Source organism: Flagellimonas aurea (assembly GCF_017313785.1).
Taxonomy (GTDB): domain Bacteria; phylum Bacteroidota; class Bacteroidia; order Flavobacteriales; family Flavobacteriaceae; genus Flagellimonas; species Flagellimonas aurea.
Map to the genome: position 1 here is coordinate 38,754 of NZ_JAFLNL010000002.1, position 25,182 is coordinate 63,935.

Sequence of the window (25,182 nt, forward strand, 5' to 3'; positions counted from 1 at the left end):
TAATCACATTAAAAATGTCGATTAAACTGAGGGATTACAATTTATTGTTCCGTAGCATTCGGATATTGTTGTCAAATTGCGTTATTTGTATGTGTAAAAAACCAACCATGAAATATTTTTATCTATTCCTTAGTATTACCTTATTGATTTCTTGCGGGAAGAAAAAACAAGAAAAGACTGAAGAAACCTTGGAAGAGAAAGCGCAACGGATTCACGATTCCGTGATTACCATTGATACGCATGACGATATCAATGTCCAAAACTTTACGGACAGTATCAACTACACCCAGAATTTGGACACACAGGTAAACATACCCAAAATGAAAGAGGGAGGTCTCGATGTGGCATGGTTAGTTGTGTACACAGGTCAAGATACCTTAACAACAGAGGGTTATGCCAAAGCATCTGAAAATGCAATCTCAAAATTCGAGGCTATCCACAAGCTCTGTGAGGAAATTGCTCCTGACGAGATTGAGTTGGCCCTGACCTCTGATGATGTGAGAAGAATTGTGGCCGCAGGCAAAAAGGTGGCCATGATCGGTGTGGAAAATGCCTACCCAATTGGCGAAGACCTTTCTAAAATTGAAGAATACCAAAAGCGTGGCGCCCGATATATGTCCTTGGCGCACAATGGCCATAGCCAATTGAGCGATTCCAATACAGGCGAACAAGATAGTGTTTGGCTTCATAATGGTTTGAGCGACCTTGGCAAAGAAGCGGTTGCAGAAATGAACCGTGTTGGAATGATGATCGATGTTTCCCACCCATCAAAAGAAGCGATGAAACAAATGATCGAGCTTACCAAAGCTCCGATAATCGCATCGCACTCATCGGCAAGAGCACTTTGTGGCCATAGCCGTAATCTTGACGATGAACAATTAATGTTGATGAAGGAAAACGGAGGTGTCGTACAAACCGTAGCTTTTAGTTCTTACTTGAATACCGAGAAACATGAAGCACGTTCCGCCTACATGGCTGAGGTGTACAAAAAAGTGGCAGATTCCTTGGGTCTTGTTTGGTACGATCGCTCCCAGTTTGGTTCGTTGACCGATGAACAGCGCGAAGAGTTCTTTGCCAATTACGGAAAAATCAGAAATATCGCCGAAGAATTGGCCGGAACCGACCCCAACGTGCCACCTGCGGTGAACGTATCCGATTTTGTGGACCATATCGACTATATGGTGAAATTGATAGGTATTGACCACGTGGGCATCAGCTCCGATTTTGATGGCGGAGGCGGTATTGAAGGATGGTCGGATGCATCCGAAACCTTCAACGTAACCTTGGAACTCGTAAAAAGAGGCTATACCGAAGAAGAAATTGCCAAATTATGGGGCGAAAATCTATTAAGGGTATTGGATGAAGTTCAAGCGGTCGCCAAAACAATGAACTAAGAAGTTGCTTTCTGCTCTTCTTTTTCTTTTTTGGCAAGTCGGTCCTTAACGTATTCTATTTTCGTTTTACCATGAGCTTTCGGATTACCGTTCTCGTCTAAGTTTACCATAATAATATTGTCCACGGTAACAATACTTTCGTGGGTCATCTTGTTTCTAACTTCACAATTGAGCGAAATTGAGGTGACCCCGAATTTTATGACTTCGATACCAATTTCTATGATGTCCCCCTCGTGGGCGGTGCTCATAAAATTGATTTCGGACATATATTTGGTTACGATTTTTTTGTTTTCAAGCTGTATAATGCTGTACAATGCAGCCTCCTCGTCTATCCAAGCTAGGACCTTGCCTCCAAAAAGAGTTCCATTGGCATTCAAATCTTCTGGCTTTACCCATTTTCGTGAATGAAATCGCATAATTGAAACTTTTATAATTCAAGTACAAAGTTAGCGGAATCCTTTGAAGATTTTCTTGATAAAACCTTTAATTTATGCGAATTACGAATTTGAAATATTTCGTAGAGGGTAAATATTGAGTAAATAATTTTGAATGCCCAAGATTTTAAACTTGATCAATTTGTGCCATTTTAATCGAATAAACCTTTTTGGGCAGGTAAAGTAGTCTTGGGTATATGCAAATTACAATTCATTTTGGCATTTAGTTGCTCAATAAAATAAGCGGATAACAAAGGAGACTCAAGTTCAAGATTTTGATGCACAAAAAAGTGAATATGCTCCAACCCTATGGATTTCCAAGAATTTAAACGTTCTATCCAATCATCCAAACGGGGATAATCCGATTTATGGTTCGCTCCAACATATCTAATAAAGGCTTCATTCGTGGTCAATCGCATGTGCATAAGGTCCCTCCTGCCAGCGGTATCTACCAAAACGTTGGAGATATTGTTCTCTTCAAGTAGGTGATAAAGCTCCTGTGCCACCTTATCATCATTGAACCAATCCGTATGTCGAAACTCCATGGCCAAGGGGAATTCCTTCGGCCAATATTCCACAAAGCGCACTACCCTGTCCCAATTTTTGGGACCAAAATTGTTGTGCATCTGCAAAAAGATGGTCCCTAGCTTGTCGCCTAGTAAGGAGGTTACTTCCAAATACCTATCGGCGATTTCATAAACTTTGTCGTTCATGCGACGAAGATGGCTTACTTCGTTGGTCATTTTTGGAAAAAACTTAAAACCTTCTGGTGTCTTGTCCCGCCACTTTTCATACTGTTCCGCCGGAAAGATTCGATAAAACGTAGCATTGAGCTCAATACAATTAAATTGGGACGAGTAGTATTCCAATTCATCCTTTGTACCCCTTGGATAAAAATTCTTCAAATCTTGCCGGTTCCATTTTGCGCAGCCCACATATATTTTGGTCTCAGCACCAGTTTTGGTTTTGGATAGAACCACCGGAGTATCGGGATGGTCGGATGGAATGGTGAAATCAATATGTTCTGGGTGGTCTACTTTTCCGAATTTCATTTTGAATTCAATTTGAGATAAAAATAAGGCTTTTGGTCCGTAAAACGATTTAATACATTTTATCTGTTTTTTCGTTATATTCAGTATTGAAACATTTTCCCAGACCTTCTAGAATACCTAAACTATTCAGATATTGGGTTCTGACCGAATTTTCAATCTGTTTGATATGCCTTATAATGTATTGGGTATCCAAGTTGTTTTAAAGTTTTACCCAGCTTACAATAGATACAGTTGTTCATAACCTAGTTGACAACTATTGTCACAATTAAAAATGTGCAGTGCATCATTCTGTAATTTTAGTAAAAATCACAGCCATGGACTCACAATCCGACCGTAGATTGGACATTCGTCCCACAATTTCAGCGTCACATTTTAACAACCAAATGGGTTTTGATGAGCATTTTCAGAACAAGACCCTTCGTCCTGTGATCAAACTCCAAAATGATTTGTTGGTAGAGGCTTTTAAAAATTATGCCAACAAGCATAAGGGAGCTTTTTACGGACTTTCTCTGGAGAAAAAGATGGAGTATATAGAAAGGGCAATCCAAAAGGACATCAAATTCAGAAACTCTTTAAAAGGAATGATCATCGGTCAATTCACCGTAGAAGAGTACCGCGATTACATTACCAACTCTTCGGCTCTCAATAAGCGAATGATGAATATGGTGGTGGAACGGTTAAAGGACCAAATACAGCTGTTGGAGGAAGAAGCCTTATTCCAGAATTGATTCTCCGTTCAAGTTCGTAGTAAGGATATCGCTCATCATGTCAAAATATGGCCGTATGGCCCTGTAGGACCTGTCCACTTCTTCCAAAAAGGAAGGTGATAAAACCTCTTTGTCCGTAAGGTTACGCACAAAAACAAACTGTTTTTTCTTGATCAAATCAATATCCGGGTGTTCTTTGTCGAATCCTTTTGGTGCGGTTTTGACTTCATCTCCGCTGAGTTCTCCCCAAATGGTTTTCAATTCTTTCTTATTGATGACATTCCGGAATTCGGAGGCATCCATTTCCAGTTCTTTTCGAATACGAAAAAGATCACCCTTGTTCGGGTTCCAAAATCCGGTGGCCAGCAATGACCCTCCAGGTTTTAAATGAATATAATATCCTCCCCGTAAATGGGCGCCAAGTCTAGAAAAGGATCCTGCTAAATGGCTTTTATATGGAGTTTTATCATTGGAAAAACGGACATCGCGATAAATACGGAACATCTTCATCTTCTCAATCTCATCATGGTGGTTCAAGTTGTCCTTTACGGCTTCAAAAAAGGACTTGACCTTGGCCTGGTGGTTCTTGAATGTGGGTTTATGGGCCTCGAACCACTCTCTATTGTTGTTGTTTTGGAGTTCTGTCAAAAAATCAAAGACTTCTTGGGAAATTGTAATATCACGCACCATATAACGATAATATGTTATTTTTAAACTAAAGTTACTCTTTTATGGGTGGGTATGGTAAGGATTTCTATAATTTTAAGACAATATAGCGCAGCATGGACAAGGAAAAAATCATAGCCGAACTTAACAGGCACAAAAAACTGCCCTATCTTGACTTTAGATTGAAGCAGGAAACGGAGGACTTTACCGATACTCTTTTTTATACCCTATTTGATGCCAACACCCCAGTTGCCGTAAACTTGGAGCTATTGGAGAATAAATTCAATCAGCTAATGGATATGGCTTGTTGGGATTTGGAGAAGCCCAATGAAGAACTTTGGGGCAATTATGTGGCCCATCTGCCACAGATTCTGGAGAATCTAAATTTAGACGCAGAGGCCATATTGAATTGTGATCCGGCATCCCTCTCCATGCAGGAAATTTATATGGCCTATCCTGGTTTTTACGCCATTGCCATTTATAGGTTGGCGCATGAACTCTATGAAGAGGGTGTGCCCTTAATTCCTCGGATGATGACCGAATACGCTCATAGACAGACCGGTGTGGACATTAACCCAGGGGCCAAAATTGGCAAGTCCTTCTTTATTGATCATGCCACCGGTGTAGTTATCGGTGAAACTGCTGTAATCCATGACAACGTAAAAATTTATCAAGGGGTGACCTTAGGTGCCCTGTATGTCGCCAAGAACTTGCAGAAAACAAAGCGGCATCCCACCATAGAAAACAATGTGACCATTTATGCCAATGCCACTATTTTAGGAGGCGATACCGTTGTAGGTGCCAACTCCGTAATCGGAGGTAATGCATGGATCACGTCCTCTGTGCCCCCCAACTCCACTGTTTATCACAAACCAGAAATTAAAATAAAGACAACCCCAAATGTCTAACAGCATACTAGATCTTATCGGAAACACACCTTTGGTTGAATCCAAAGTTTTGAACACCAATCCAAATGTAAAAATCCTGTTTAAGCTAGAGGGAAACAACCCTGGTGGTAGTGTAAAGGACCGCCCAGCATACAATATGATAAAAAGCGGGCTGGAACGTGGTGATTTTACCAAGGAAACCAAATTGATCGAGGCCACTAGCGGAAACACTGGTATTGGTTTGGCCATGATTGCAGGAATCTTTGGGCTTGATATTGAATTGGTAATGCCCGAAAACTCTACAAAAGAAAGGGTACAGACCATGAAAGCCTATGGTGCTAAGGTTACCTTGACCCCTGCCGATGTAGGTATTGAGGGTGCCAGGGACTATGCTGAGGACAAAGTCAAAAAAGAAGGGTTCCAAATGTTGAACCAGTTCTCCAATGATGATAACTGGAAGGCCCACTACAAAACTACAGGACCAGAAATCTGGAGAGATACGAATGGTGAGATCACTCATTTTGTATCCAGCATGGGGACCACGGGAACTATCATGGGCACTTCCACCTATTTAAAGGAACAGAATCCAAATGTACAGATTGTGGGCGTGCAGCCTACGGATGATTCCAAAATCCCCGGTATACGTAAATGGCCAAAGGAATATCTTCCCAAAATTTTTAATCCTGACAAAGTGGATACCGTAATGGAGGTTAGCGAGCAAGAAGCTACCGAAATGGCAAAGCGCCTTGCCAAAGAAGAGGGTATATTTTCCGGAATGAGCAGCGGTGGCGCTGCAACCGTCGCACTTCGCTTGGCCGAAACCTTGGAGAGCGGTACCATTGTATCCATTGTTTGTGACCGGGGCGATCGTTATCTATCCTCCGACCTTTTCGATTAGATTTCTACAAGAAATTTCATGTTGATTTTTTATACTTTGATGTCGGATTTTTCGGATTATCCAACATTGTTTGCCGATTGTCGATTTCTTTGAAATAGGAGTTCTGAATCTCCGTTCTTTGTACTGTCAAAGTCCTTAAATATCAACATAGTATGGATGCACTGTCAAAAATAATCACTTGGAAACGAAACATACTAGCCAGCATAGCTGTCTTGTTAACTTTGATAGTGTTAAGCTTTTACGGGGTTTATACGAATCAATTCTACTTTTTAAAACCCGACAATTATATATTCCCTATTTTGAGTTCGGTTCATTTTTTATACTTATACGTAGTTTGGTTCAAAATTTCCGAGGATGAACTACCCGACCCCAAAATGCGCAACATTGAATATGTGCTCTACGCCATCATGATTGTTTACGTTTTCAAAATTTACGACAGCATTACCGTTCTCAATTCCATTAAAACGTATGGAGAACACGTGATACCTGCAACCTTTAAACCAATGGCAACATTATCCGTAGTACTCTTCAGCATTTTGCCGATTCTAACGCTGTATACCTTTTGGCTGAGAAAACGTTATGTTGGAGTCTACAATTTTGAAAACTATAACGACAACCTAAATATTTGGCAATAGTTTATAGTCCTCGGATATAACTACCGTACAGATCTTTAAACTGATACCCTTGCTGAAAGCGGTGCTTGCTCAATTTTTTATGGGCAACCAAGCCCCAAAGCACTAATTCTTTCAAGAAATATGACTCTTCTTTCGGAATTTCTGGCTGATATTCTTTCATTAGATTGTTCAATGGGCCAATAGCGTCGAGTTTGGATTTGTAATCGGCTTCTTTTTCATCGTCCAGAAGGTCAAAACCCTCCCCCTCAAAAAACCAGCTGACCAATTCATCGTATTCATTTTCTTCCTCTTTGCGCTGAAGCTTTTCGATTTTTGGAAAATAAATAGGGAACAAAGATTTAACGGCATCTTCTATCAAATTTTCGGCAACAGAGCCTGCTCCCTCCTGCTCTCCTTCGTAAACCAACTCTATTTTTCCTGTGATGGATGGCACCACACCCATAAAATCACTTAAACGGACAGTAGTCTTTTTATCGCCTGCAACTATGGCCCTACGTTCCGCAGTGCTCAATAAATTTTCGAAAGCAGTGATACTCATACGGGCACTTACCCCGCTCTTGGCGTCTACATACTCACTTTTTCTGGCCTCAAAACTGATCTGTTCCAACAAATCCATCGCGATTTCGGGTACTTGGACGAAATCGGATTGGCGCTTATCGAGCCGTGCTTCTTGCTTGGTGATTTTCTTTGCAATCTCGATACTCTCAGGATAATGGGTCAAAATTTGAGAACCTATCCTATCCTTCAATGGTGTTACAATGCTTCCCCTATTGGTGTAATCTTCAGGGTTTGCGGTAAACACAAACTGAATGTCCAAGTGCAAACGAAGCTTGAACCCACGAATTTGTATATCCCCTTCTTGCAGAATATTAAACAAGGCTACCTGAATCCTTGCTTGAAGATCGGGAAGTTCGTTTATCACAAAAATACAACGGTTGGCCCGCGGTATCATTCCAAAATGAATCACACGGTCATCTGCATATGACAGTTTAAGATTGGCCGCTTTAATGGGGTCCACATCTCCTATCAAATCCGCTACCGTAACATCTGGCGTGGCCAATTTTTCATAGAAACGCTCGCTTCGGTGTATCCAACTCACAGGAGTGTCGTCCCCTTTTTCCTTGATCAGCTCGGTGGCGTATCTGGAAATAGGATTCAGTGGGTCATCGTGAATTTCAGAACCTTCCACAATGGGCATCCATTCATCAAGCAGTTGTACCATCAAACGGGCCAAACGTGTTTTTGCTTGCCCTCTCAATCCTAATAAATTGATGTTGTGTCGGGATAAAATGGCTCTTTCCAATTCTGGAATTACTGAGTTTTCATAACCCCAAACACCTTCGAACACCTGTTCTCCCTTCGATATTTTTTCCAAAAGGTTTTCCCTGAGTTCGTCTTTGATGCTTTTACTTGTATAGCCAGCTGATTTAAGTTCGCCCAGCGTTGTAATGTTGGTGTGATCCAATTTCATATGTTGCGTTATCCTTTTATTCTTCTTTTTCTGTTCTGTTCGTAATCTTCAAAAATCATTTCGCCCAAACCTTTTAGACCCGTGTAGAAGGCTTTTCCTTTGTTTGCCTTGGTAAATTCGCGCACAAACTGCATCAGATAAGGGTCCTCTGCAATCATAAAGGTGGTTATAGGGATATGAAGTTTTCGGGCCTGTTGTGCCATTGCGTAGCATTTTTCAACAATATACTCGTCCAGTCCTACGCTATTTTTGTAATAATCACCATTCGGAAGCCGTAAACATGAAGGTTTTCCGTCGGTGATCATAAAAATCTGCTTGTTGGTATTCCGCTTTCTGCGGAGCATGTCCATGGCGAGTTGCAATCCCGCAACGGTATTGGTGTGATAAGGCCCCACACGTAGATAAGGTAAATCCTTAATCGGAATAGGCCAGGCATCGTTTCCGAACACCAAAATGTCCAAGGTATCCTTTGGATAACGGGTCGTAATGAGTTCAGCAAGTGCCATTGCCACTTTTTTGGCGGGTGTGATTCTGTCCTCACCGTACAAAATCATACTATGGCTGATGTCGATCATCAACACCGTGCTCATCTGGGCTTTGTGCATGGTATCTTCCACCACCAAATCCTCTTCGCTCAACGAAAAGTTATCCAATCCGTGGTTGACTTGTGCGTTTTTTAGACTTTCCGTCATACTGATATGCTCCAACGAATCCCCAAATCGGTATTCACGGAACTCACCAGTGTGCTCGTCGCCCTTGCCTGATTTCCCTGTTTTGTGGTTACCAGAACCACTACGTTTGATTTTTCCGAAAATCTGGTCCAAGGCCCGTTGGCGCAGCATTCGCTCGAGCTTGGCTGTTACGGAAAGACTTCCGCCCCCTCCATTCTCATCGCCTTCTTCACCTTCGCCGCCCTGAGGGCCATCCATGTCAAATTCCTCACGGATGTATCCTTTGGACTTGAGGTCTTCGATAAAATCATCAATTGTGTAATCGTCGTCGGTAAGTCCGTATTCTTTGTCCAATTCACGGAGCCAGTCCAGAGCCTCCTCTACATCACCCGAAGTGTGGGTTACTAGTTCTTGAAAAATCTCAAAGAGTTTTTCGAACGGAGTTTGGTCGGGTGCCTCGTAATTGGTAAAACGAAACCCTTTTCTTGTATTCATAGCCATCACATAAATTTACGGTATTTCGCTGTAATGGCTACGGCTTTAGAAAAAACTTAACGCTATAAACCAAAAAAGCGCCGAGCCCTAGAAACCCGACGCTTGGCATCCAACCAACTTAAACTAGTCTTCGACAAAAGTGTAACTCGTTTTTACCACCTGTGATAACCTGAAATACCCAAAGGCATAGTTTTCAGGATTTGTAGTATTGATACAGTTGCCTTTCACATCCACTGGTGTCGACTCAAAAAGACCAACACCGCCCAATTGGGAGATGAGTATCTTGATATAATCATAATAGGACTTGGAAATTCCGTACATTCCTATGTTCACTACATCGCCAGGTTTAAAGGGTTCTATTTCAGTATTATCGTCCTCCTCAATTTCGTACCACCAATCAATCTCGTTGCCATTCAAGAATTCATCTTTCCCTTCTTCCAAATCAGGCAACAAATCACCATCTCGTTGAAATTTGAAAAGATAATGGTTCCCTTCTTCCTCTGGATCGGTAAATACCACATGTACTTCCAATACTTCATCATCAAAACCATCTTTACGGTCCTGAAAAACATTGGTGATATCCGTCACAGGGGTCATGGTCTCCTTTGCGGTATATACCTCGCCATTATATTCAATTCTCAGGGAATAGGTCTGCCCTAGAACGGGTTCAAAATTCGTGGTCAGGTATTCTCCGTTGCCCTGATCTTCAAAATTATAGGTTGCTCCATTGTCATCATTGGTCACCACAACGGAGGCACCTGTTACCTCTGTGTTGGCATTGGTATTAAAAAACGGAGTGGATTCTCTCAATCGGATGGTCTGTACATTTCCGTCCGTTCCCTTTTCCCAATCCAGGGATGCTTCTACCACCAATCGTTTTGGTCCTTCCTGGACTTCCACATCCACGACGTCCTCACAGGCGGCAAAAATGATAACGGTAATCGCCAATATGATTTTTTTCAATGTTTTCATGATTTAAAATTTAAAGTTGTAGGTCAATGAGGGTACTATACCAAAAATGGCTGTTCGGGTAGCTTCGTTGGCCCCAGTTTCCAAATTTTGCCCAAAGGAGATAGAAGCGGCATTTTTTCTACTGTACAGATTATAGACACTGAACACCCATTCGCCCTTAAACCGTTTATTCTGATATTTTCTGGGTTTGTAATTGATGGAAACATCCATCCGATGGTAGGCTGGTAAACGGTCCGAATTTCGGGGGGCATAGCTTGCTATGGACAAATCCTCGTACACATATTGCCCATTGGGATAAGTTACAGGTCTACCCGTTTGAAAAACCAGATTGGTCCCAAAGCTCCATTGGTCGTTCAATTGGTACGCTCCCGATAAGGAGATGTCATGTGTTCTATCAAAAGAGGCATTATACCAATTTCCATTATTGATTCCTGGCCCTCCAGCCGTTCCTCCCAAGGTTCGTTGCTCCGACTTGGAAAGGGTGTAGGCAATCCATCCCGTAAAATCACCCTCGTTCTTTCTAAGCAGGAGTTCCAATCCATAGGCCCGCATTTCGCCGTTCAAAATTTCGGTCTCAATGGTATTTTGACCAATCAGATCGGAACCGTCTATGTAATCGATTCGGTTATCAACGGTTTTGTAGTAGGTCTCTACTTCGAGCGAATACACCATGTCCTTAAAGTTGTGAAAGTATCCCAAAGCATACTGATTGGACAACTGTGGTTTTATGAAAGGTCCACTGGGTGTCCACACATCCAAAGGGGTTACGGATGAAGTGTTGGACAACAAATGAATGTATTGGGCGGTACGTGAATATCCTGCTTTTATGGATGATTCCTCGTTGAGCAGGTAAGCCAATGAAACCCTAGGTTCAATATTGCCGAAAGTTTCAATAACATCACCTTTGTCAAAATTGGTCTCCCCCGTTGCTTCACCCCGCTCATAAATGCCCAGTTCAGGATTGTACACTACGGGCCGATTGTTTGCATAAGTGCTGATGGGCTGCCCTCCAAACCGTGAGAATGCACTGTAACGCAAGCCATACTGTGCTGTAAGCTTGGGGCTTAGTTTATGTTCCGCACTGACATACAATCCGCTTTCCAAGGCTTTTTTCTGATCTAACTTTAATGGATTTACGGGCGATGTTTCGGCAGTAGGGTTTACTTCTCCAGGGTTGAAATCATAATAAATACCATTGGCACCAAAATCCAATTTAAAGGCGTCACTCAAATAATACTTAAAGTCGTATTTGAGGTTGTAGTTGGTGATGGACGACAGCCATTCAAATTCATCCTGTGCAAACTCCAGATCGTAGTCATATCGGCTTAAAATGGCCGAAAGATTGGAAAACAACCTGTCGTTAAAAATGTGGTTCCAACGTAGATTTCCTGTGGAATTTCCATAACTACTGTCAAAACTGCTGCCCAATTTAAAGGCATCACGACCAAAATAACCGCTCAAGAAAAGCTTGTTGTTACGATTGATGCTATAATTGGTCTTTAGGTTCAGGTCATAAAAACTTACACTATTTTCATCGCCTGCGGCTTTGAGCAACAGATCTACATAGGAACGGCGGCCAGCAATTAAAAAGGATCCTTTGTCTCCAAATACAGGGCCTTCTGCCGTTAACCTACTCGAAATGACCCCGATTCCTCCGTTCAGTTCAAAATTTTTACTGTTTCCATCCTTCTGTCGAATATCCAGTACGGAAGATACCCTGCCACCAAAGCTAGCAGGAATACCGCCTTTGTAGAGTTTTACATCCTTGATGGCATCCGCATTGAATACAGAGAAGAACCTGAACATGTGCGAAGTGTTGTATATAATGGCCTCATCCAAGAGCACGAGGTTCTGGTCCTGTGCACCGCCCCTCACATGAAATCCACCCGTACCTTCTCCATTATTGGTGACCCCTGGCAACATTTGAAGGGATTTCAATACATCCAGTTCCCCTAATACCACGGGCATTTGTTTCACGGTGCCTATGTTCATCTTTACCACGCTCATTTCAGGTTTTCGCAATATGGCCCGTTCTGGCTCGTCTGCCATTACGACCACTTCCTCCAATGCGGTCGAGAATTCTGAAATTTCCACATCGTGTACCATGTCATGATTCAAATCAATCTCAATGTTGACCTCATTATAGCCCATGTATGAAATGCTCAATACATATTTTCCTTCGGGAGCGGTAACGGAGTAAAATCCGTATTCATTGGTGACCCCGCCAATGGTGGTCCCGCTCAAGAATACAGAGGCACCGAACAAGGTCTCCCCATTGCTTTTGTCGGTAATGGTACCGCTAATGGTGTGGCTGGTCTGCCCTATGGCAGACATACAGCCCAAAAATAAAGACCACAATAACCAAACGGTACATTTGCTTATTGGGTTTAATTGTGACTTACTGTTCATTTTTTGATGTTTTGATGGTTGTACACTAAATTTTCAACATCATAGACAGGACAAAAAAGGAAGGGTTGCATGTATAAAATTTTTTAAAAGTTTTTTCCTTCATAGTGCAACCCTTTCTTTTTTCTTTTGTCTTTAGCTACAGATAAGGCATCAACCTAAACCATTGGAAACCGAAATCCGTTTTACGCATAAGGCCATAGTAGAGCAGTGCAAAGCAGGCAATAGCAACTCACAATACGAGCTGTATTCCCGCTATGTGGATGCCATGTACAATGTGGGGTTCCGCTTTTTGGGCAATGCGGAAGATGCAGAGGATATAGTACAGGACAGTTTTGTGGATGCCTTTAAAAACCTAAACAACTTTAAGTACGAAAGTAGTTTTGGTGCATGGCTGAAGCGAATTGTCATCAATAAGAGCATTAACCACCTAAAGGCTAAGCGTATACCTGTGGTTCCCATGGAGGCACATGAGTTCCATCTAACGGATGAAGAGCCCATAGAGGCAGAGGCAACGGATTTGAACAAAGTAAAGAAGGGCATTGCCCTGTTACCCGATGGATACAGGGAAATCATCAATCTATATTTGATTGAAGGGTACGACCATGTGGAAATTGGGGAGATTTTGGGTATTTCTACAAGTACTTCAAAATCCCAGTACCACAGAGCAAAGAAAAAATTATTGGAAATCATCAATGAACTGTAATGGATAATTTTGAAAAACATATTAGGGACCATGCAGCCCAATTCAACGAGCGAAGGGCGGACAAGGACAAAATGTGGGCGAAGATTTCAGAAGAACTGAATCAAGAGCCATCCAAGGTTATCCCACTATGGAAAAGGCCTCTTTTTCGTGTGGCTGCCTCAGTGCTATTACTACTGGGTGTGGCTTCGTTTTTTGGACTGGCGGTCTTGAACAATAATGCCAACAAAACACAATATGCTTCCAAGGAACTGATGGAAATAGACATGTATTACAAAGACCTGGTCTCCTACCAAGTGCAATTGGTAAGGAACAATCAGAATCTTTCAGAAGAGAACAAAGCGGAATTCCTATCCTTTATGGATGAACTTGATGCTGAATATGAAGTACTCAAAAAAGAGATGCAGAAAAACCTTGACAATGAGCAAGTGCTGGAAGCTATAGTAAGCAATTACAAAAAGCGCATTGAACTCATTGAGAATTTGTTGCACCAGATAAACGAATCTAAAAAATTGGATGAAGATGATTATGGATACACATTATAAAACGATCCTAGGGATGGCATTTTTACTGATTTCAGTGAATTGTGCCATGGCACAGGAAAAGGTTCATAAAACCATTGAAAAAAGCTTCCCGTTCACGAATTCGGGAGAGTTTCAAATAGAAAATAAATATGGTAACGTAACACTTAAAGGTTGGGAACAGAACAAAGTTCAGGTAAACATTTCTGTTACCGTGAACCATCGTAAAAAAGAGAACGCCAAGGACATGTTGGGACGTATCAGCCCAAATATCAAGGCGAGCAACAGCTATATTTCCATTGTTTCTGAAATCTCCAATAAAAATACGGGGTGGTTGGCCGATATATTGAATCGTGCCAATCCCATTGACTTTGACCGCAGTCATGTTCAGATAGATTATGAGGTCTATCTTCCCAAAAAGGCAGGCCTTAGGATTACCAATCGTTTTGGGGATGTGGTCATTGAAAACTGTACGGGTATACTAAATACCTTGATCGAGCATGGTGATTTATGGATCGGGGAGAATTTGAACAAGGCGGATATTATTTTGAAGTATGGTAAAATCCGAGCAAAGGATTTGAACTATGCAGACCTTGATTTGAAAATAGGGGAATTGAACATGGAAAATTCAAAAAACCTACGATTAAAAAGTGATGGTTCGGAAGTCCATATCAATTCGGTCAATTCGTTGGAGGTGTATTCCAACAAGGACAATATTTCCATTAACGAAGCAGGATCCCTGTTTGGTAACCTGGAATTCACCACGTTTAAAATAGAACGATTGGCAGGCGATATAGATGCTACAATGAAGATTACCGATTTTCAGGTGTACAATATTATAGATCCGTCGGCTGATATATCCATACAACAGGAATCCGCGGATATCACTTTGAATATTGACCATTTTCCTCATGACTTCACGGCAACCTTGGAACAAGGTGTGGTCCGCTTGCCAAAATCATTTGAGAATGTAGGTTCCGAAATGTTGGACAAGGGCCGTAGGCTCCGAAAAATAGATGCCACTTATGGCAAGGAGAGAAAAGGAAAGATTTCCATACAAGGCGAAAAAGGAATTGTGACCATAAACGATTAAGAAATGCAACCTTTTAACAAATGCCTTGTCCTTAAAACAAAATCAATCATAAATCCAATTAAAATGAACAATCAAAAAACAACAACTTTATTACTCTTTTTGCTCATGTGCACTATGGGGTTCGCCCAGAACGATGATAACGAATACATCACCTTTAACGACCGTAAAAATGTGGTGCACGGGGTCTACCTGGGTTTATCTACCTACTTTGGTGAAATCGAGGGAGAGGATACTTACATCGGCGGACTAAAAGTGGCCTATGTGGCCAACAGACAGTTTGAAGTGGGTTTTATGGGCAATGTGCTTTATTCCCGACAGAATATCTTTAATCCAAGAACCAATAACGACGATGATATTGTGGCCATATATGGAGGAATTCATTTGGAGCCCATATTGTTTGGCAAAAAAAGAGTAAGTCTTTCCTTTCCAGTGTTGATAGGCGGCGGCGGTGTAGGCTACGTGGATCATAATGCCGTGGTGAACGATGAGAACGTTGATCTTAACGATGACGATATAGACGCCGTATTTGTGCTTGAGCCAGGAATGAATGTATTGTTCAATATTTCCAGATTCGTGCAATTGGAGGCTGGTTTCCGATATAGAATGTCCAGCAAAATAGAATTGCCGCAAAGCCCAGTGGACCGTCTCAATGGTTTTTCTGGTGGTATTGGGGTGAAATTAGGAGTGTTCAATATGGGGCGTAACCGCTACAAAAAGCAGTTGAACTAATGGAAAATTACAGCAACCGTCTTCACCATCCGATAAAAACACTACGGGTCTACACAAAAAACGAGCAAGTATTCGCCCAATATGGAAATAGAGCATGGGCCGTTATTCCATTTCAATGGGTGCCTGTTCCACTTTTCAACCCTTAGCATTTCTTGCACACATTATTACATCAATCAAAAATCAAAACAAATGAAAACACAAATCAGTTTTATACTGCTTTCCGTACTGTTTATCTTTTCTTCCTGTGATTATGAGAAGATTTACGCCGAAGGCGAAGTGACCTCTATCAAATATGACATAAATGATTATAATGGACTTAGGGTTTCCGATGCATTCCATGTTTATGTACTTTTTTCCGAATCTGAAGAAGAAATCCGAATTGCGGCCAACAACAATCTGCACGAAAAAATTGTCGTCAAAAAAGACGGTGACGAATTGATTATCCGATTAAAAGATCGCACTTCGGTAAATGGTAAGGCTGTGATGAACGCATACATCACCACCAAAAACCTTTCCAAGTTCAATATTGATGGTGCGAGCAGGTTGATTTTGGAAAATCAATGGGAAGTACAGGATGGAAAGATTACAATCTCGGGGGCCTCTGATTTTAAGGGGGAATTGCTCGCTGATCGATTACAAATGAATCTCGAAGGAGCCTCTTCCGTTGATCTTTTTGGTAGTATCTCATCCTTGGAAGCGGAGATTTCAGGGAGCAGCGACCTGTTGGATTATGATCTTAATATTTCCAATCTGGACATAAACCTGTATGGGGCGAGCACGGCCTTTCTTTCTGTAAATGAAAGTATTTCCATAAAAGCTTCAGGTGCCAGTGTATTAAACTATAAGGGAGACGCGACGATACAGGAAAGTGAACTTTCTGGCTCCTCCAGTATTATAAAAAAGGATTGAATACCTCATGTGGTCAATGTCTCTGCTCTAGAATATTGACCACAGCATTGAGGTCAAAGTTCTTTGCCTTCAATAATATCAAATAATGGAACAGCAGGTCGGCACTTTCGTTCAAGAAAAGATCATCGTTATCATCTTTGGCTTCGATGACTGTTTCCACAGCCTCCTCACCTACTTTTTGGGCAACTTTGTTGATGCCCTTTCGGAACAGGGAAGCCACATAACTATCAGCATTCTCTTGGTCGTTCTTTCTGGATTCAATGATGTTTTCCAAGGTGGATAAAAAACCATATCCTTGAACATTTTCCTCGGCCCAGCACGTATCGGTTCCCTTGTGACAGGTTGGTCCAACGGGGTTTACTTTCACCAAAAGCGTATCATTGTCGCAATCCACTTGCATATCCACAAGATTTAAAAAATTGCCACTTTCCTCACCTTTGGTCCATAACCGCTGCTTGGAACGGCTGAAAAAAGTGACTTTTTGATTTTTTTTGGTTTTTTCAAACGCTTCTTGGTTCATATAGCCCAACATCAACACATTTTTGGTGGTTGCATCTTGAATTATAGCTGGTACAAGTCCGTCTGAATTTTTATTGAAGTCTATTTGCATTGTTATATTCTTACAGGAATTCCTTCTTCCTTTAATTCTTGTTTAAGTGTGTTTATTTCAATTTCCTTAAAGTGAAAAACACTGGCAGCCAAGGCCGCATCAGCTTTTCCATCTTTAAATGTATCGGTAAAATGAGAAATATTTCCCGCCCCACCTGAGGCAATCACTGGAATGTTCACCAGGGCGGACAATTTTGCTAAAGCTTTATTGGCAAAACCATTTTTGGTGCCATCATGGTCCATCGAGGTAAATAAAATCTCACCTGCTCCGCGTTCTTCCACTTCCTTTGCCCAATCAAAAAGATCCAGTTCCGTAGGTACCTTCCCTCCTACCAAATGGACTTTCCATTTTCCGTCTAGCTGTTTGGCATCAATAGCAACCACAATACATTGCGAACCGAATTTGGCCACCAATTCATTGATCAATTCAGGTCTTTTCACCGCTGATGAGTTAATGGAAACCTTATCGGCCCCGTTTTTGAGGAGAATATCCACATCTTCCACGGAAGAAATTCCTCCGCCAACGGTAAAAGGTATGTTGATGGTCTCAGCCACGTGATATACCAATTCCGCCAAGGTCTTCCGTTTTTCCTCCGTAGCCGAGATATCCAGGAAAACCAATTCATCCGCTCCTTCTTTGGCATAAATGGACGCGAGTTCCACAGGGTCTCCTGCATCACGTAGATCAACAAAGTTGACTCCTTTCACGGTGCGTCCGTTTTTAATATCGAGACAGGGTATGATTCTTTTTGTAAGCATTTATTCTTCTTTGGCAGCACTTTTTATTAGTACTTTATTAATGTGAGACTACCTTCAAACCAACAATTGAAGCAATCAATGTTGTTATGAAAAATAATCTCCAAAACGTTGCGGGTTCCTTAAAAACAAAAATTCCAAACAGGACCGTCCCCACGGCACCGATACCGGTCCAAACCGCATATGCTGTACCTATCGGCAATTCTTGTGTTGCTTTGACCAACAAAAACATGCTGATTGTAAGGCAAACTACAAATCCTATGTACCAATACGTCATTTCCGTTCCCGTTGTTTCCTTGGCCTTTCCAAGACAGGCTGCAAATGCAATTTCAAAGAGTCCTGCAATTATCAATAGTATCCAGTTCATAGGTTGTATTGTAATGCTAGCTTTCGTTTTTTGCATTCAGGTTGATCCCACCATAAAACCCAAGGTCCCTGTTTTCTAAAATTTTTGTCCAAAGTGCTATTTGGCCCGTGTGGTAGGACAAATGCTCGGTAACATGGATAATGTTGCCCACACCTGAAAAATTGAAGCCCTGCACGTTTCGTTTCCGCAACAATTCATTGAGCGGGGCATCATAAAATGCCCTTTTGGCATCGGAAATGGTGTCTTCAAGCTTTTTGATGAGCTCTGCTTTGGTAAAACCTGAATCGGTGGAAAACTCCTCATCCCGCTTACGCTCATCTTCCAAATTTTGGATGGAAGCTATCCCGTATTGGGTAATGTTTCCGCATAAATGAAGGATGAGATTGGCGATACTATTGCTCGATTCATTGGGTTTTTCCCATACCTGTTCTTCCGATAACTGATCTAAACAAATTTTGATCATCCGCAGGCTTTCGTTCATACGGTACCCTGCGTTCCATACCAATTCTTCTTGGAGTTCTCTTTCTTTATCCATTTTCAAGAATATAATGTTCCAATTGCTTTAAACTGATCTTGCCTTCATAAATGGCTTTTCCAATGATTGTACCTTCACAACCAAGTTTAGCAAGTCTGGGGAGTTCGTCAAAAGTGGAAATACCACCACTGGCAATTAAATTTAAGCCTTTTTTGGTTTGGGCCAACATTTTTTGATACAAGTCGAATGCAGGCCCTTGCAGCATGCCATCCTTGCTTATATCCGTACAAATCACATATTCGATACCTTCGGATTGATACTGCTGCACAAATGGAATCAGCTCCAAATCCGATTCTTCTTGCCAGCCCGAAACCGCCACTTTCTCGTTGTTGGCATCGGCACCTAGAATGATTTTTCTAGCCCCGTAGGTCGACAACCAGCTCAAAAAAGTTTCCCTGTCTTTAACAGCAATACTTCCGCCCGTAATTTGATGTGCTCCGCTTTGAAAAGCAACATGCAGGTCATCACCCGATTTTAATCCACCGCCAAAGTCAATTTGCAAACTGGTTTTTAAGGCAATGGTCTCCAACACTTTGTAGTTGACAATATGTTGGGATTTAGCCCCGTCCAAATCAACCAAATGTAGGTACTGGATACCGTGTGCCTCAAACTCCTTGGCCACTTCCAACGGATTTTCATTATAGACTTTTTTGGTGCTATAATCACCTTTTGATAGACGAACACATTTTCCATCGATAATGTCTATGGCTGGAATCAATCTCATTTTCTAGTCATATTTTACTCGTTCTATGGACATCCACATTTTTGAATCCCCAACTTTTTTAAAGCCCAGGTTTTCATAAAAACTATGGGCGTCCAATGTTTTTAGTGCTACTGTGTTGACTTTCTTCACATCAGGTTGGTCCAAAATATATTGCACCAATTTTTTTCCAAGTCCTTTGCCCTTGTTGGGATCAAAGACAACTACATCCATAATGTAGGCAAACACCAAACCGTCTGTCATCATTCTGGCGTAAGCAACCTGCTCACCGTTCTTATTGAACATTCCAAAGCAGATACTTTTTTCAATGGTCATCAAGGTTTCCTCCCAGGTTCTTTCCTTTCCCCAGTATGTCGAGGTTACCTCTTTATGAATTCTTGGGATATCCAGTTTCTCTTTGTCCGTCAAAATATGGAACTCCATATCAGGTAATATTTAGAAAATTTTTTAATATTTCACTACCTACATCGCTGCTTTTTTCAGGGTGGAACTGTACCCCATAAAAGTTTTCTTTCTGCAGAGCCGCACTATATTCTACATCGTACTCGGATTTGGCAATAGTTTCCGAGCCAATCGGAGCATAAAAACTATGCACCAAATAGATATAGGCTTTCTCAGGAATATTTTTGAACAGCTCACTTTTTAAATCCGAAATCTGGTTCCATCCAATTTGAGGGACTTTGACCTTATTGGAAAATTTAACCACATCCAAATCAAAAATGCCCAAGCCTTCCGTGTTACCTTCTTCTGATGAGTGGCACATGAGCTGCATGCCCAAACAGATGCCCAAAACAGGTTGTTTTAAGGTAGGAATTACCTTGTCCAATCCTGTAGCTTTTAATTTGGCCATAGCGGAACTGGCTTCTCCCACTCCAGGAAAAATCACTTTATCGGCATTTCGGATTTCTTCTGCATCATGGCTCAAAACAGCTTCATATCCTAGCCGTTTTATCGCAAATATGATACTTTGAATATTACCTGCTCCGTAATCGATTATTACAATCTTCATTTATTCTTTAATCTTTTGTCATTTCGAGCAAAGCGAGAAATCTAGATTTCTCAGTCGCAAGCTCCTTCGAAATGACAGTTTTTATAGCATACCCTTGGTAGAGGGCAGCACCATTTTTTCAGCATCCCGTTTTACCGCCATTTTAATGGACTTGGCAAAAGCTTTGAATATGGCCTCGATTTTATGGTGTTCGTTGGTTCCTTCGGCCTTGATGTTCAAATTGGCTTTGGCGCCATCGGTAAACGATTTAAAAAAGTGCATGAACATTTCAGTTGGCATATCGCCCACTTTTTCACGTTTGAATTCGGTGTCCCAGACCAACCAATTCCGTCCGCCAAAATCAATGGCAACTTGTGCAAGGCAATCGTCCATGGGCAACGCAAAACCATAGCGTTCAATGCCCAATTTGTTGCCCAAAGCTTTGGAAAACAGCTCACCCAAGGCAATCGCGGTATCCTCAATGGTATGGTGTTCGTCCACTTCCAGGTCTCCATCCACTTTGATTTCCAAATCCATTTGTCCGTGCCTAGCTAGCTGGTCCAACATATGGTCAAAAAACGCCAGACCTGTATTGATGTCACTTTTTCCTGTGCCGTCAAGGTTGATTTTGATATAGATTTCGGTCTCGTTGGTTTTTCGGGTTATTTCCGCAACACGATTCTCCAATTTTAAGAATTCATAAATTTTCTCCCAATCGTTGCTTTCCAAAGCGATGTACTCATCCAATTCTTCACGTTTTACTGTGATTTCCCCTGTTCCCAAATGTGTTTCATCATTGATAAAGATTCCTTTGGCTCCCAGATTTTTGGCCAATTCAACATCTGTCAAGCGGTCACCGATCACAAATGAATTGGCTAAATCATAGTCATCGGAAAAATAGGAGGTCAACATACCCGTACCTGGTTTTCGGGTATTGGCGTTGTCTTTTGGAAAGGTTCTGTCAATAAAAACATTATCGAAAATCACACCTTCGTTCTCAAAAGCTTTGATGATGAAATTATGCACGGGCCAAAACGTAGCTTCAGGAAAAATATCGGTACCAAGGCCATCTTGATTGGTGATCATGACCAGTTCATAGTCCAACTCTTTGGCTATTTTACCTAAATAAGTGAATACCTTGGGGTAAAAAACCATCTTTTCAAAAGCATCTATCTGCTCATCCACAGTTTCCTTGATGATGGTTCCATCACGATCAATAAACAATACTTTTTTGCCCATTAGTTCAATTCTTTTAAAATGGCTATCAATTTTTTGTTCTCCTCTGGTGTGCCTACGGTAAATCGCAATGTATTCTCACAGAGCGGCTGCGTGCTTCGGTTGCGCACCACCACTTGTTTATCCAATAGTTGTTGGTAGCGTTTGTTGGCATCGTCAACTTTGGCCAATACAAAATTAGCGTCGGTTGGATATAATTCCTTTACAAATTCCAAACCGTTCAAAGCATTAATCAATTCATCTCTTTCATCAAGAATCTGTTGCACCTCTTTATTGACTAAGTCTTGGTTCAACACCCGTTGTAAGGCACGCTGCTGTGTCAATTGGTTGACATTGTAGGGTGGTTTGATTTTGTTCAAAACACCGATAATTTCTTCTGATGCATAGCATATGCCCAATCGGATACCAGCCAGTCCATAGGCTTTGGACAGCGTTTGGGTCACAATCAAATTGGGATAGTTATCCAATTTCGACAACCAACTTTCATCCTTTGAAAAATCGATATAAGCTTCGTCAATCACCACCAAACCCTGAAAGGACTTCAGCAATTTTTCGACGGCTTCTTCTTTGAAAGCGTTGCCCGTAGGATTATTTGGCGAACAAATGAATAACAACTTGGTTTTGATATCCACCGCCATTAAAATTTCATCCACATTGGGTTCGAAATCATTGGTTAGCAGCACCTCCTTGTTTTTAACTGCATTGATGCCTGCCAGCACTTTATACATTCCGTAAGTTGGTGGCAGCGTGATAATATTATCCTGATTCGGTTCACAAAACGCCCTGTAGATCAAATCCAAGACCTCGTCGCTCCCATTCCCGAGTAAAACTTGATTTTCCGATACTCCTTTCTGCTTCGCCAGCAAAGATTTTAAACTTCGCTGGTAAGGGTCTGGGTAGCGGTTGACCCCATTATCGAAGGGATTTTCGTTGGCGTCCAAAAATATCATCTCCGAACCATCCGAGACATACTCGTCGCGTGCGGAAGAGTACGGTTGTAGCTTAAGAACCGATTCCCTTACCAATTTATTTAAATCAAACCCTTCCATTATTTCAAACTTTTTAATCTAAGGGTCACCGCATTTTTATGTGCCTGCAATCCTTCCGCTTCGGCCATCAGTTCAATGGCAGTTCCAATACCTTTGATGCCTTTTTTGGATATTTTCTGAAAGGTCATACTCTTCATAAAGCTATCCAGATTCACACCGCTATATTGCTTGGCATAGCCGTTTGTGGGCAGGGTATGATTGGTGCCCGAAGCATAATCCCCTGCACTTTCTGGCGTATAGTTTCCAATAAAGACCGAACCCGCATTCTGAATGTTCTCGAGATAAAAACCCTCGTTCTCCACACAAACAATAAAGTGTTCTGGACCATATTCATTAATCAAATCCAAAGCTTCTTGGTCATTTTTGACTAGAATGAGCTTGCTGTTACCGATGGATTTACCGGCGATTTCTTCTCTGGACAGAAGTTGTATCTGATTCTCGATTTCCTTTTCAACGGCCTTAACCAACTTTTCCGAAGTGGAGACCAAAATCACTTGACTGTCCACCCCGTGCTCGGCCTGACTCAACAAATCCGAAGCAACAAAGGCTGCATTGGCAGAATCGTCAGCAACCACCAACAATTCACTTGGACCTGCGGGCATATCGATAGCCACGTTGTATTGTGTGGCCAGTTGTTTTGCGACGGTCACATATTGATTCCCAGGGCCAAAGATTTTGTACACTTTCGGAATGCTCTCCGTTCCAAAGGTCATCCCTGCAATGGCTTGAATCCCACCTACTTTAAATATTTGCGTTACACCGCACAATTGGGCCGTATATAAAATCGCTGGATTGATTTCCCCATTTTTATCTGGTGGGCTACAGAGCACAATTTCTTTGCATCCCGCCAATGTAGCAGGAATAGCCAACATTAAAATTGTAGAAAAAAGTGGCGCTGTTCCCCCAGGAATGTACAATCCTACTTTCTGGATGGGGCGCTTTTCTTGCCAGCACTCCACACCAGGCATGGTTTCAACTTCTACTTTTGAGGTTTTCTGTGCCGCATGGAATTTCTCAATGTTGGATTTGGCCAGCGTGATGGCTTGTTTCAACGCATCAGAAACAGAATTACTGGCGTTATCAATCTCAGCATCGTTCACTAAAAGTGATTCCAAACTCACTTTATCAAATTGGGCCGTATATTTTTTGATGACGGTATCGCCCTCGGCCTGAACCTCCTTAAAAATACTGTTGACAATTTCCTCAATATCGGAAACGGTCTGGGTAGGTCGCTTTAAGATTTCTTCCCACTCCGTAGGCTGTGGATAGTTGATACGTTGCATTACAATACCATTTTTTCAATTGGACAAACCAAAATACCTTCTGCACCAGCTGCTTTCAGCTCATCGATAACCTCCCAAAAGGTCTCCCGATTGATTACGGTGTGCACGGAGCTCCATCCTTCTTCTGCCAAAGGTAAAACCGTAGGGCTGCGCATTCCAGGAAGAATGGAAATGATTTTATCCAATTTATCGTTGGGGGCATTCATCAAAACATACTTGTTGTTCCGCGCCTGCAATACCGATTTAATCCTGAATTGGATTTTCTTCAACAGCTCCTTGCGTTCTTCGGAAATGGTGGGTGATACTGCCAATACGGCCTCACTTTTTAGCATCACTTCCACTTCCTTTAAATTGTTTTTGAAGAGCGTACTGCCACTGGAAACAATGTCACAAATTCCATAGGCCAAGCCAATATTTGGTGCGATTTCCACCGAACCATTGATGATGTGTAAATCTGCTGTTACACCTTTGGACTCCAAATACTCCCTTACGGTGTTCGGGTACGAAGTGGCAATTTTTTTACCTTCAAAATCCTTGATGGAATTGTAGGTTACGCCCTTGGGTACGGCCAAGGAAACGCGACATTTGGAAAAATTAAGACGCTCCGCGATGGAAATGTCCTTTCCTTTTTCAATCAAAACATTTTCCCCGATAATGGCAATGTCCACTACCCCATCTCTCAGGTATTGTGGAATATCCCCGTTCCGTAAATAAAAAACTTCCAAAGGAAAATTTCTTGAGGTGGCCTTCAACTGGTCCTTTCCATTATCGATGGAAATGCCACAATCTTTTAAAATAGCGAGGGAATCCTCGTTCAATCGGCCACTTTTTTGGACTGCAATTCTAATTTTTGTCATTTTTTAATCGTTTTGTCCGAAAAATCAAATGGGTACAAAAAATAAACCCGTTTGATTTCTCAAACGGGTTAGAATATATTTTAAAAACAACAATACATTTCTATCTCGCTTGAGGGCAAGTATAAAAATGATGATGTG

The 25,182-nt window shown here is 41.7% G+C and carries 29 protein-coding genes; 11 read left to right on the forward strand and 18 right to left on the reverse strand.

Annotated features, from left to right (window positions below):
- The first annotated feature begins 107 nt into the window (after window positions 1–107).
- Window positions 108–1,394: a dipeptidase gene (locus J0656_RS03550; protein ID WP_207031614.1), complete on the forward strand. Its 1,287-nt coding sequence runs from the start codon at window positions 108–110 to the stop codon at window positions 1,392–1,394.
- On the opposite strand, the gene J0656_RS03555 is transcribed toward J0656_RS03550, so the two are convergent.
- Complete coding sequence (locus J0656_RS03555) at window positions 1,391–1,810, reverse strand: acyl-CoA thioesterase (RefSeq protein ID WP_176619984.1); 420 nt, start codon at window positions 1,808–1,810, stop codon at window positions 1,391–1,393. The genes J0656_RS03550 and J0656_RS03555 overlap by 4 nt on opposite strands.
- 170 nt (window positions 1,811–1,980) lie before the next feature.
- On the reverse strand, window positions 1,981–2,880 hold the full coding sequence (locus J0656_RS03560; protein WP_207031615.1) for a DUF72 domain-containing protein: 900 nt from the start codon (window positions 2,878–2,880) through the stop codon (window positions 1,981–1,983).
- Between the two features lie 314 nt (window positions 2,881–3,194).
- On the opposite strand from J0656_RS03560, the gene J0656_RS03565 reads away from it, so the two are divergent.
- On the forward strand, window positions 3,195–3,608 hold the full coding sequence (locus tag J0656_RS03565) for a glyoxalase (protein ID WP_207031616.1): 414 nt from the start codon (window positions 3,195–3,197) through the stop codon (window positions 3,606–3,608).
- On the opposite strand, the gene J0656_RS03570 is transcribed toward J0656_RS03565, so the two are convergent.
- Window positions 3,594–4,277, reverse strand: coding sequence for a DUF2461 domain-containing protein (locus J0656_RS03570; protein WP_207031617.1), 684 nt, complete (start codon window positions 4,275–4,277; stop codon window positions 3,594–3,596). The two genes, J0656_RS03565 and J0656_RS03570, sit on opposite strands and share 15 nt — an antisense overlap.
- 92 nt (window positions 4,278–4,369) lie before the next feature.
- Here J0656_RS03570 and epsC point away from each other — a divergent pair, with 92 nt between their 5' ends.
- The 3 genes from epsC (at window position 4,370) to J0656_RS20090 (ending at window position 6,673) form a co-directional block, all read left to right on the forward strand.
- The gene (epsC, locus tag J0656_RS03575; protein WP_207031618.1) at window positions 4,370–5,161 is read left to right on the forward strand and encodes a serine O-acetyltransferase EpsC; all 792 of its coding nucleotides are present in this window, start codon (window positions 4,370–4,372) and stop codon (window positions 5,159–5,161) included.
- Entirely contained in the window at window positions 5,154–6,038 is an 885-nt protein-coding gene (gene cysM / locus J0656_RS03580) for a cysteine synthase CysM (RefSeq protein ID WP_207031619.1), read from the forward strand. The genes epsC and cysM overlap by 8 nt, the downstream gene beginning before the upstream one ends.
- A 374-nt stretch (window positions 6,039–6,412) precedes the next feature.
- Window positions 6,413–6,673 carry a hypothetical protein gene (locus J0656_RS20090; RefSeq protein WP_237688837.1) on the forward strand — a complete coding sequence of 87 codons (261 nt, stop codon included), beginning with the start codon at window positions 6,413–6,415 and terminating at the stop codon, window positions 6,671–6,673.
- A gap of 1 nt (window position 6,674) precedes the next feature.
- Here the strand turns inward: J0656_RS20090 and J0656_RS03590 are convergent, their stop codons facing one another.
- The 4 genes from J0656_RS03590 to J0656_RS03605 form a co-directional block, all read right to left on the reverse strand.
- Window positions 6,675–8,144, reverse strand: a complete 1,470-nt coding sequence (locus J0656_RS03590; RefSeq protein ID WP_207031621.1) for a magnesium chelatase — start codon at window positions 8,142–8,144, stop codon at window positions 6,675–6,677.
- Between the two features lie 8 nt (window positions 8,145–8,152).
- Window positions 8,153–9,316, reverse strand: a complete 1,164-nt coding sequence (locus J0656_RS03595) for a vWA domain-containing protein (protein ID WP_207031622.1) — start codon at window positions 9,314–9,316, stop codon at window positions 8,153–8,155.
- 117 nt (window positions 9,317–9,433) lie between these two features.
- Entirely contained in the window at window positions 9,434–10,282 is an 849-nt protein-coding gene (locus J0656_RS03600; protein ID WP_207031624.1) for a DUF4249 domain-containing protein, read from the reverse strand.
- Window positions 10,283–10,285: 3 nt separating this feature from the next.
- Window positions 10,286–12,691: a TonB-dependent receptor gene (locus J0656_RS03605; RefSeq protein ID WP_237688838.1), complete on the reverse strand. Its 2,406-nt coding sequence runs from the start codon at window positions 12,689–12,691 to the stop codon at window positions 10,286–10,288.
- Between the two features lie 163 nt (window positions 12,692–12,854).
- Here J0656_RS03605 and J0656_RS03610 point away from each other — a divergent pair, with 163 nt between their 5' ends.
- The 6 genes from J0656_RS03610 (at window position 12,855) to J0656_RS03635 (ending at window position 16,643) form a co-directional block, all read left to right on the forward strand.
- Complete coding sequence (locus tag J0656_RS03610; RefSeq protein WP_108246070.1) at window positions 12,855–13,394, forward strand: RNA polymerase sigma factor; 540 nt, start codon at window positions 12,855–12,857, stop codon at window positions 13,392–13,394.
- The gene (locus J0656_RS03615; RefSeq protein ID WP_207031626.1) at window positions 13,394–13,936 is read left to right on the forward strand and encodes a hypothetical protein; all 543 of its coding nucleotides are present in this window, start codon (window positions 13,394–13,396) and stop codon (window positions 13,934–13,936) included. Before J0656_RS03610 ends, J0656_RS03615 begins: the two co-directional genes overlap by 1 nt.
- 13 nt (window positions 13,937–13,949) lie before the next feature.
- Window positions 13,950–15,005: a hypothetical protein gene (locus J0656_RS03620; RefSeq protein WP_207031628.1), complete on the forward strand. Its 1,056-nt coding sequence runs from the start codon at window positions 13,950–13,952 to the stop codon at window positions 15,003–15,005.
- A 63-nt stretch (window positions 15,006–15,068) separates the two neighbouring features.
- A complete protein-coding gene (locus J0656_RS03625; protein ID WP_207031629.1) occupies window positions 15,069–15,734 on the forward strand; it encodes a hypothetical protein in 666 nt (221 codons plus the stop codon).
- Window positions 15,734–15,880: a hypothetical protein gene (locus J0656_RS03630; protein ID WP_207031631.1), complete on the forward strand. Its 147-nt coding sequence runs from the start codon at window positions 15,734–15,736 to the stop codon at window positions 15,878–15,880. Before J0656_RS03625 ends, J0656_RS03630 begins: the two co-directional genes overlap by 1 nt.
- Before the next feature lie 43 nt (window positions 15,881–15,923).
- Window positions 15,924–16,643, forward strand: coding sequence for a head GIN domain-containing protein (locus J0656_RS03635; protein ID WP_207031632.1), 720 nt, complete (start codon window positions 15,924–15,926; stop codon window positions 16,641–16,643).
- 13 nt (window positions 16,644–16,656) lie between these two features.
- Here the strand turns inward: J0656_RS03635 and hisIE are convergent, their stop codons facing one another.
- From hisIE to hisG, 11 genes are all read right to left on the reverse strand, one after another.
- On the reverse strand, window positions 16,657–17,253 hold the full coding sequence (gene hisIE / locus J0656_RS03640) for a bifunctional phosphoribosyl-AMP cyclohydrolase/phosphoribosyl-ATP diphosphatase HisIE (RefSeq protein WP_207031633.1): 597 nt from the start codon (window positions 17,251–17,253) through the stop codon (window positions 16,657–16,659).
- A gap of 2 nt (window positions 17,254–17,255) precedes the next feature.
- Window positions 17,256–18,011: an imidazole glycerol phosphate synthase subunit HisF gene (hisF, locus tag J0656_RS03645; RefSeq protein WP_207031634.1), complete on the reverse strand. Its 756-nt coding sequence runs from the start codon at window positions 18,009–18,011 to the stop codon at window positions 17,256–17,258.
- Between the two features lie 37 nt (window positions 18,012–18,048).
- A complete protein-coding gene (locus J0656_RS03650; protein ID WP_207031635.1) occupies window positions 18,049–18,375 on the reverse strand; it encodes a DMT family transporter in 327 nt (108 codons plus the stop codon).
- A 16-nt stretch (window positions 18,376–18,391) separates the two neighbouring features.
- The gene (locus J0656_RS03655; protein WP_207031636.1) at window positions 18,392–18,910 is read right to left on the reverse strand and encodes a DinB family protein; all 519 of its coding nucleotides are present in this window, start codon (window positions 18,908–18,910) and stop codon (window positions 18,392–18,394) included.
- Entirely contained in the window at window positions 18,903–19,634 is a 732-nt protein-coding gene (gene hisA, locus J0656_RS03660; RefSeq protein ID WP_207031637.1) for a 1-(5-phosphoribosyl)-5-[(5-phosphoribosylamino)methylideneamino]imidazole-4-carboxamide isomerase, read from the reverse strand. The genes J0656_RS03655 and hisA overlap by 8 nt, the downstream gene beginning before the upstream one ends.
- A 3-nt stretch (window positions 19,635–19,637) precedes the next feature.
- On the reverse strand, window positions 19,638–20,054 hold the full coding sequence (locus J0656_RS03665) for a GNAT family N-acetyltransferase (RefSeq protein ID WP_207031638.1): 417 nt from the start codon (window positions 20,052–20,054) through the stop codon (window positions 19,638–19,640).
- Between the two features lies 1 nt (window position 20,055).
- Window positions 20,056–20,640, reverse strand: coding sequence for an imidazole glycerol phosphate synthase subunit HisH (hisH, locus tag J0656_RS03670; RefSeq protein WP_207031639.1), 585 nt, complete (start codon window positions 20,638–20,640; stop codon window positions 20,056–20,058).
- An 81-nt stretch (window positions 20,641–20,721) separates the two neighbouring features.
- Window positions 20,722–21,858, reverse strand: coding sequence for a bifunctional histidinol-phosphatase/imidazoleglycerol-phosphate dehydratase HisB (hisB, locus tag J0656_RS03675; RefSeq protein ID WP_207031641.1), 1,137 nt, complete (start codon window positions 21,856–21,858; stop codon window positions 20,722–20,724).
- Window positions 21,858–22,904, reverse strand: a complete 1,047-nt coding sequence (hisC, locus tag J0656_RS03680) for a histidinol-phosphate transaminase (RefSeq protein ID WP_207031643.1) — start codon at window positions 22,902–22,904, stop codon at window positions 21,858–21,860. Before hisC ends, hisB begins: the two co-directional genes overlap by 1 nt.
- Window positions 22,904–24,187: a histidinol dehydrogenase gene (gene hisD / locus J0656_RS03685; RefSeq protein WP_207031645.1), complete on the reverse strand. Its 1,284-nt coding sequence runs from the start codon at window positions 24,185–24,187 to the stop codon at window positions 22,904–22,906. The genes hisC and hisD overlap by 1 nt, the downstream gene beginning before the upstream one ends.
- Window positions 24,187–25,044, reverse strand: a complete 858-nt coding sequence (hisG, locus tag J0656_RS03690) for an ATP phosphoribosyltransferase (RefSeq protein WP_207031647.1) — start codon at window positions 25,042–25,044, stop codon at window positions 24,187–24,189. Before hisG ends, hisD begins: the two co-directional genes overlap by 1 nt.
- Between the last annotated feature and the right edge of the window lie 138 nt (window positions 25,045–25,182).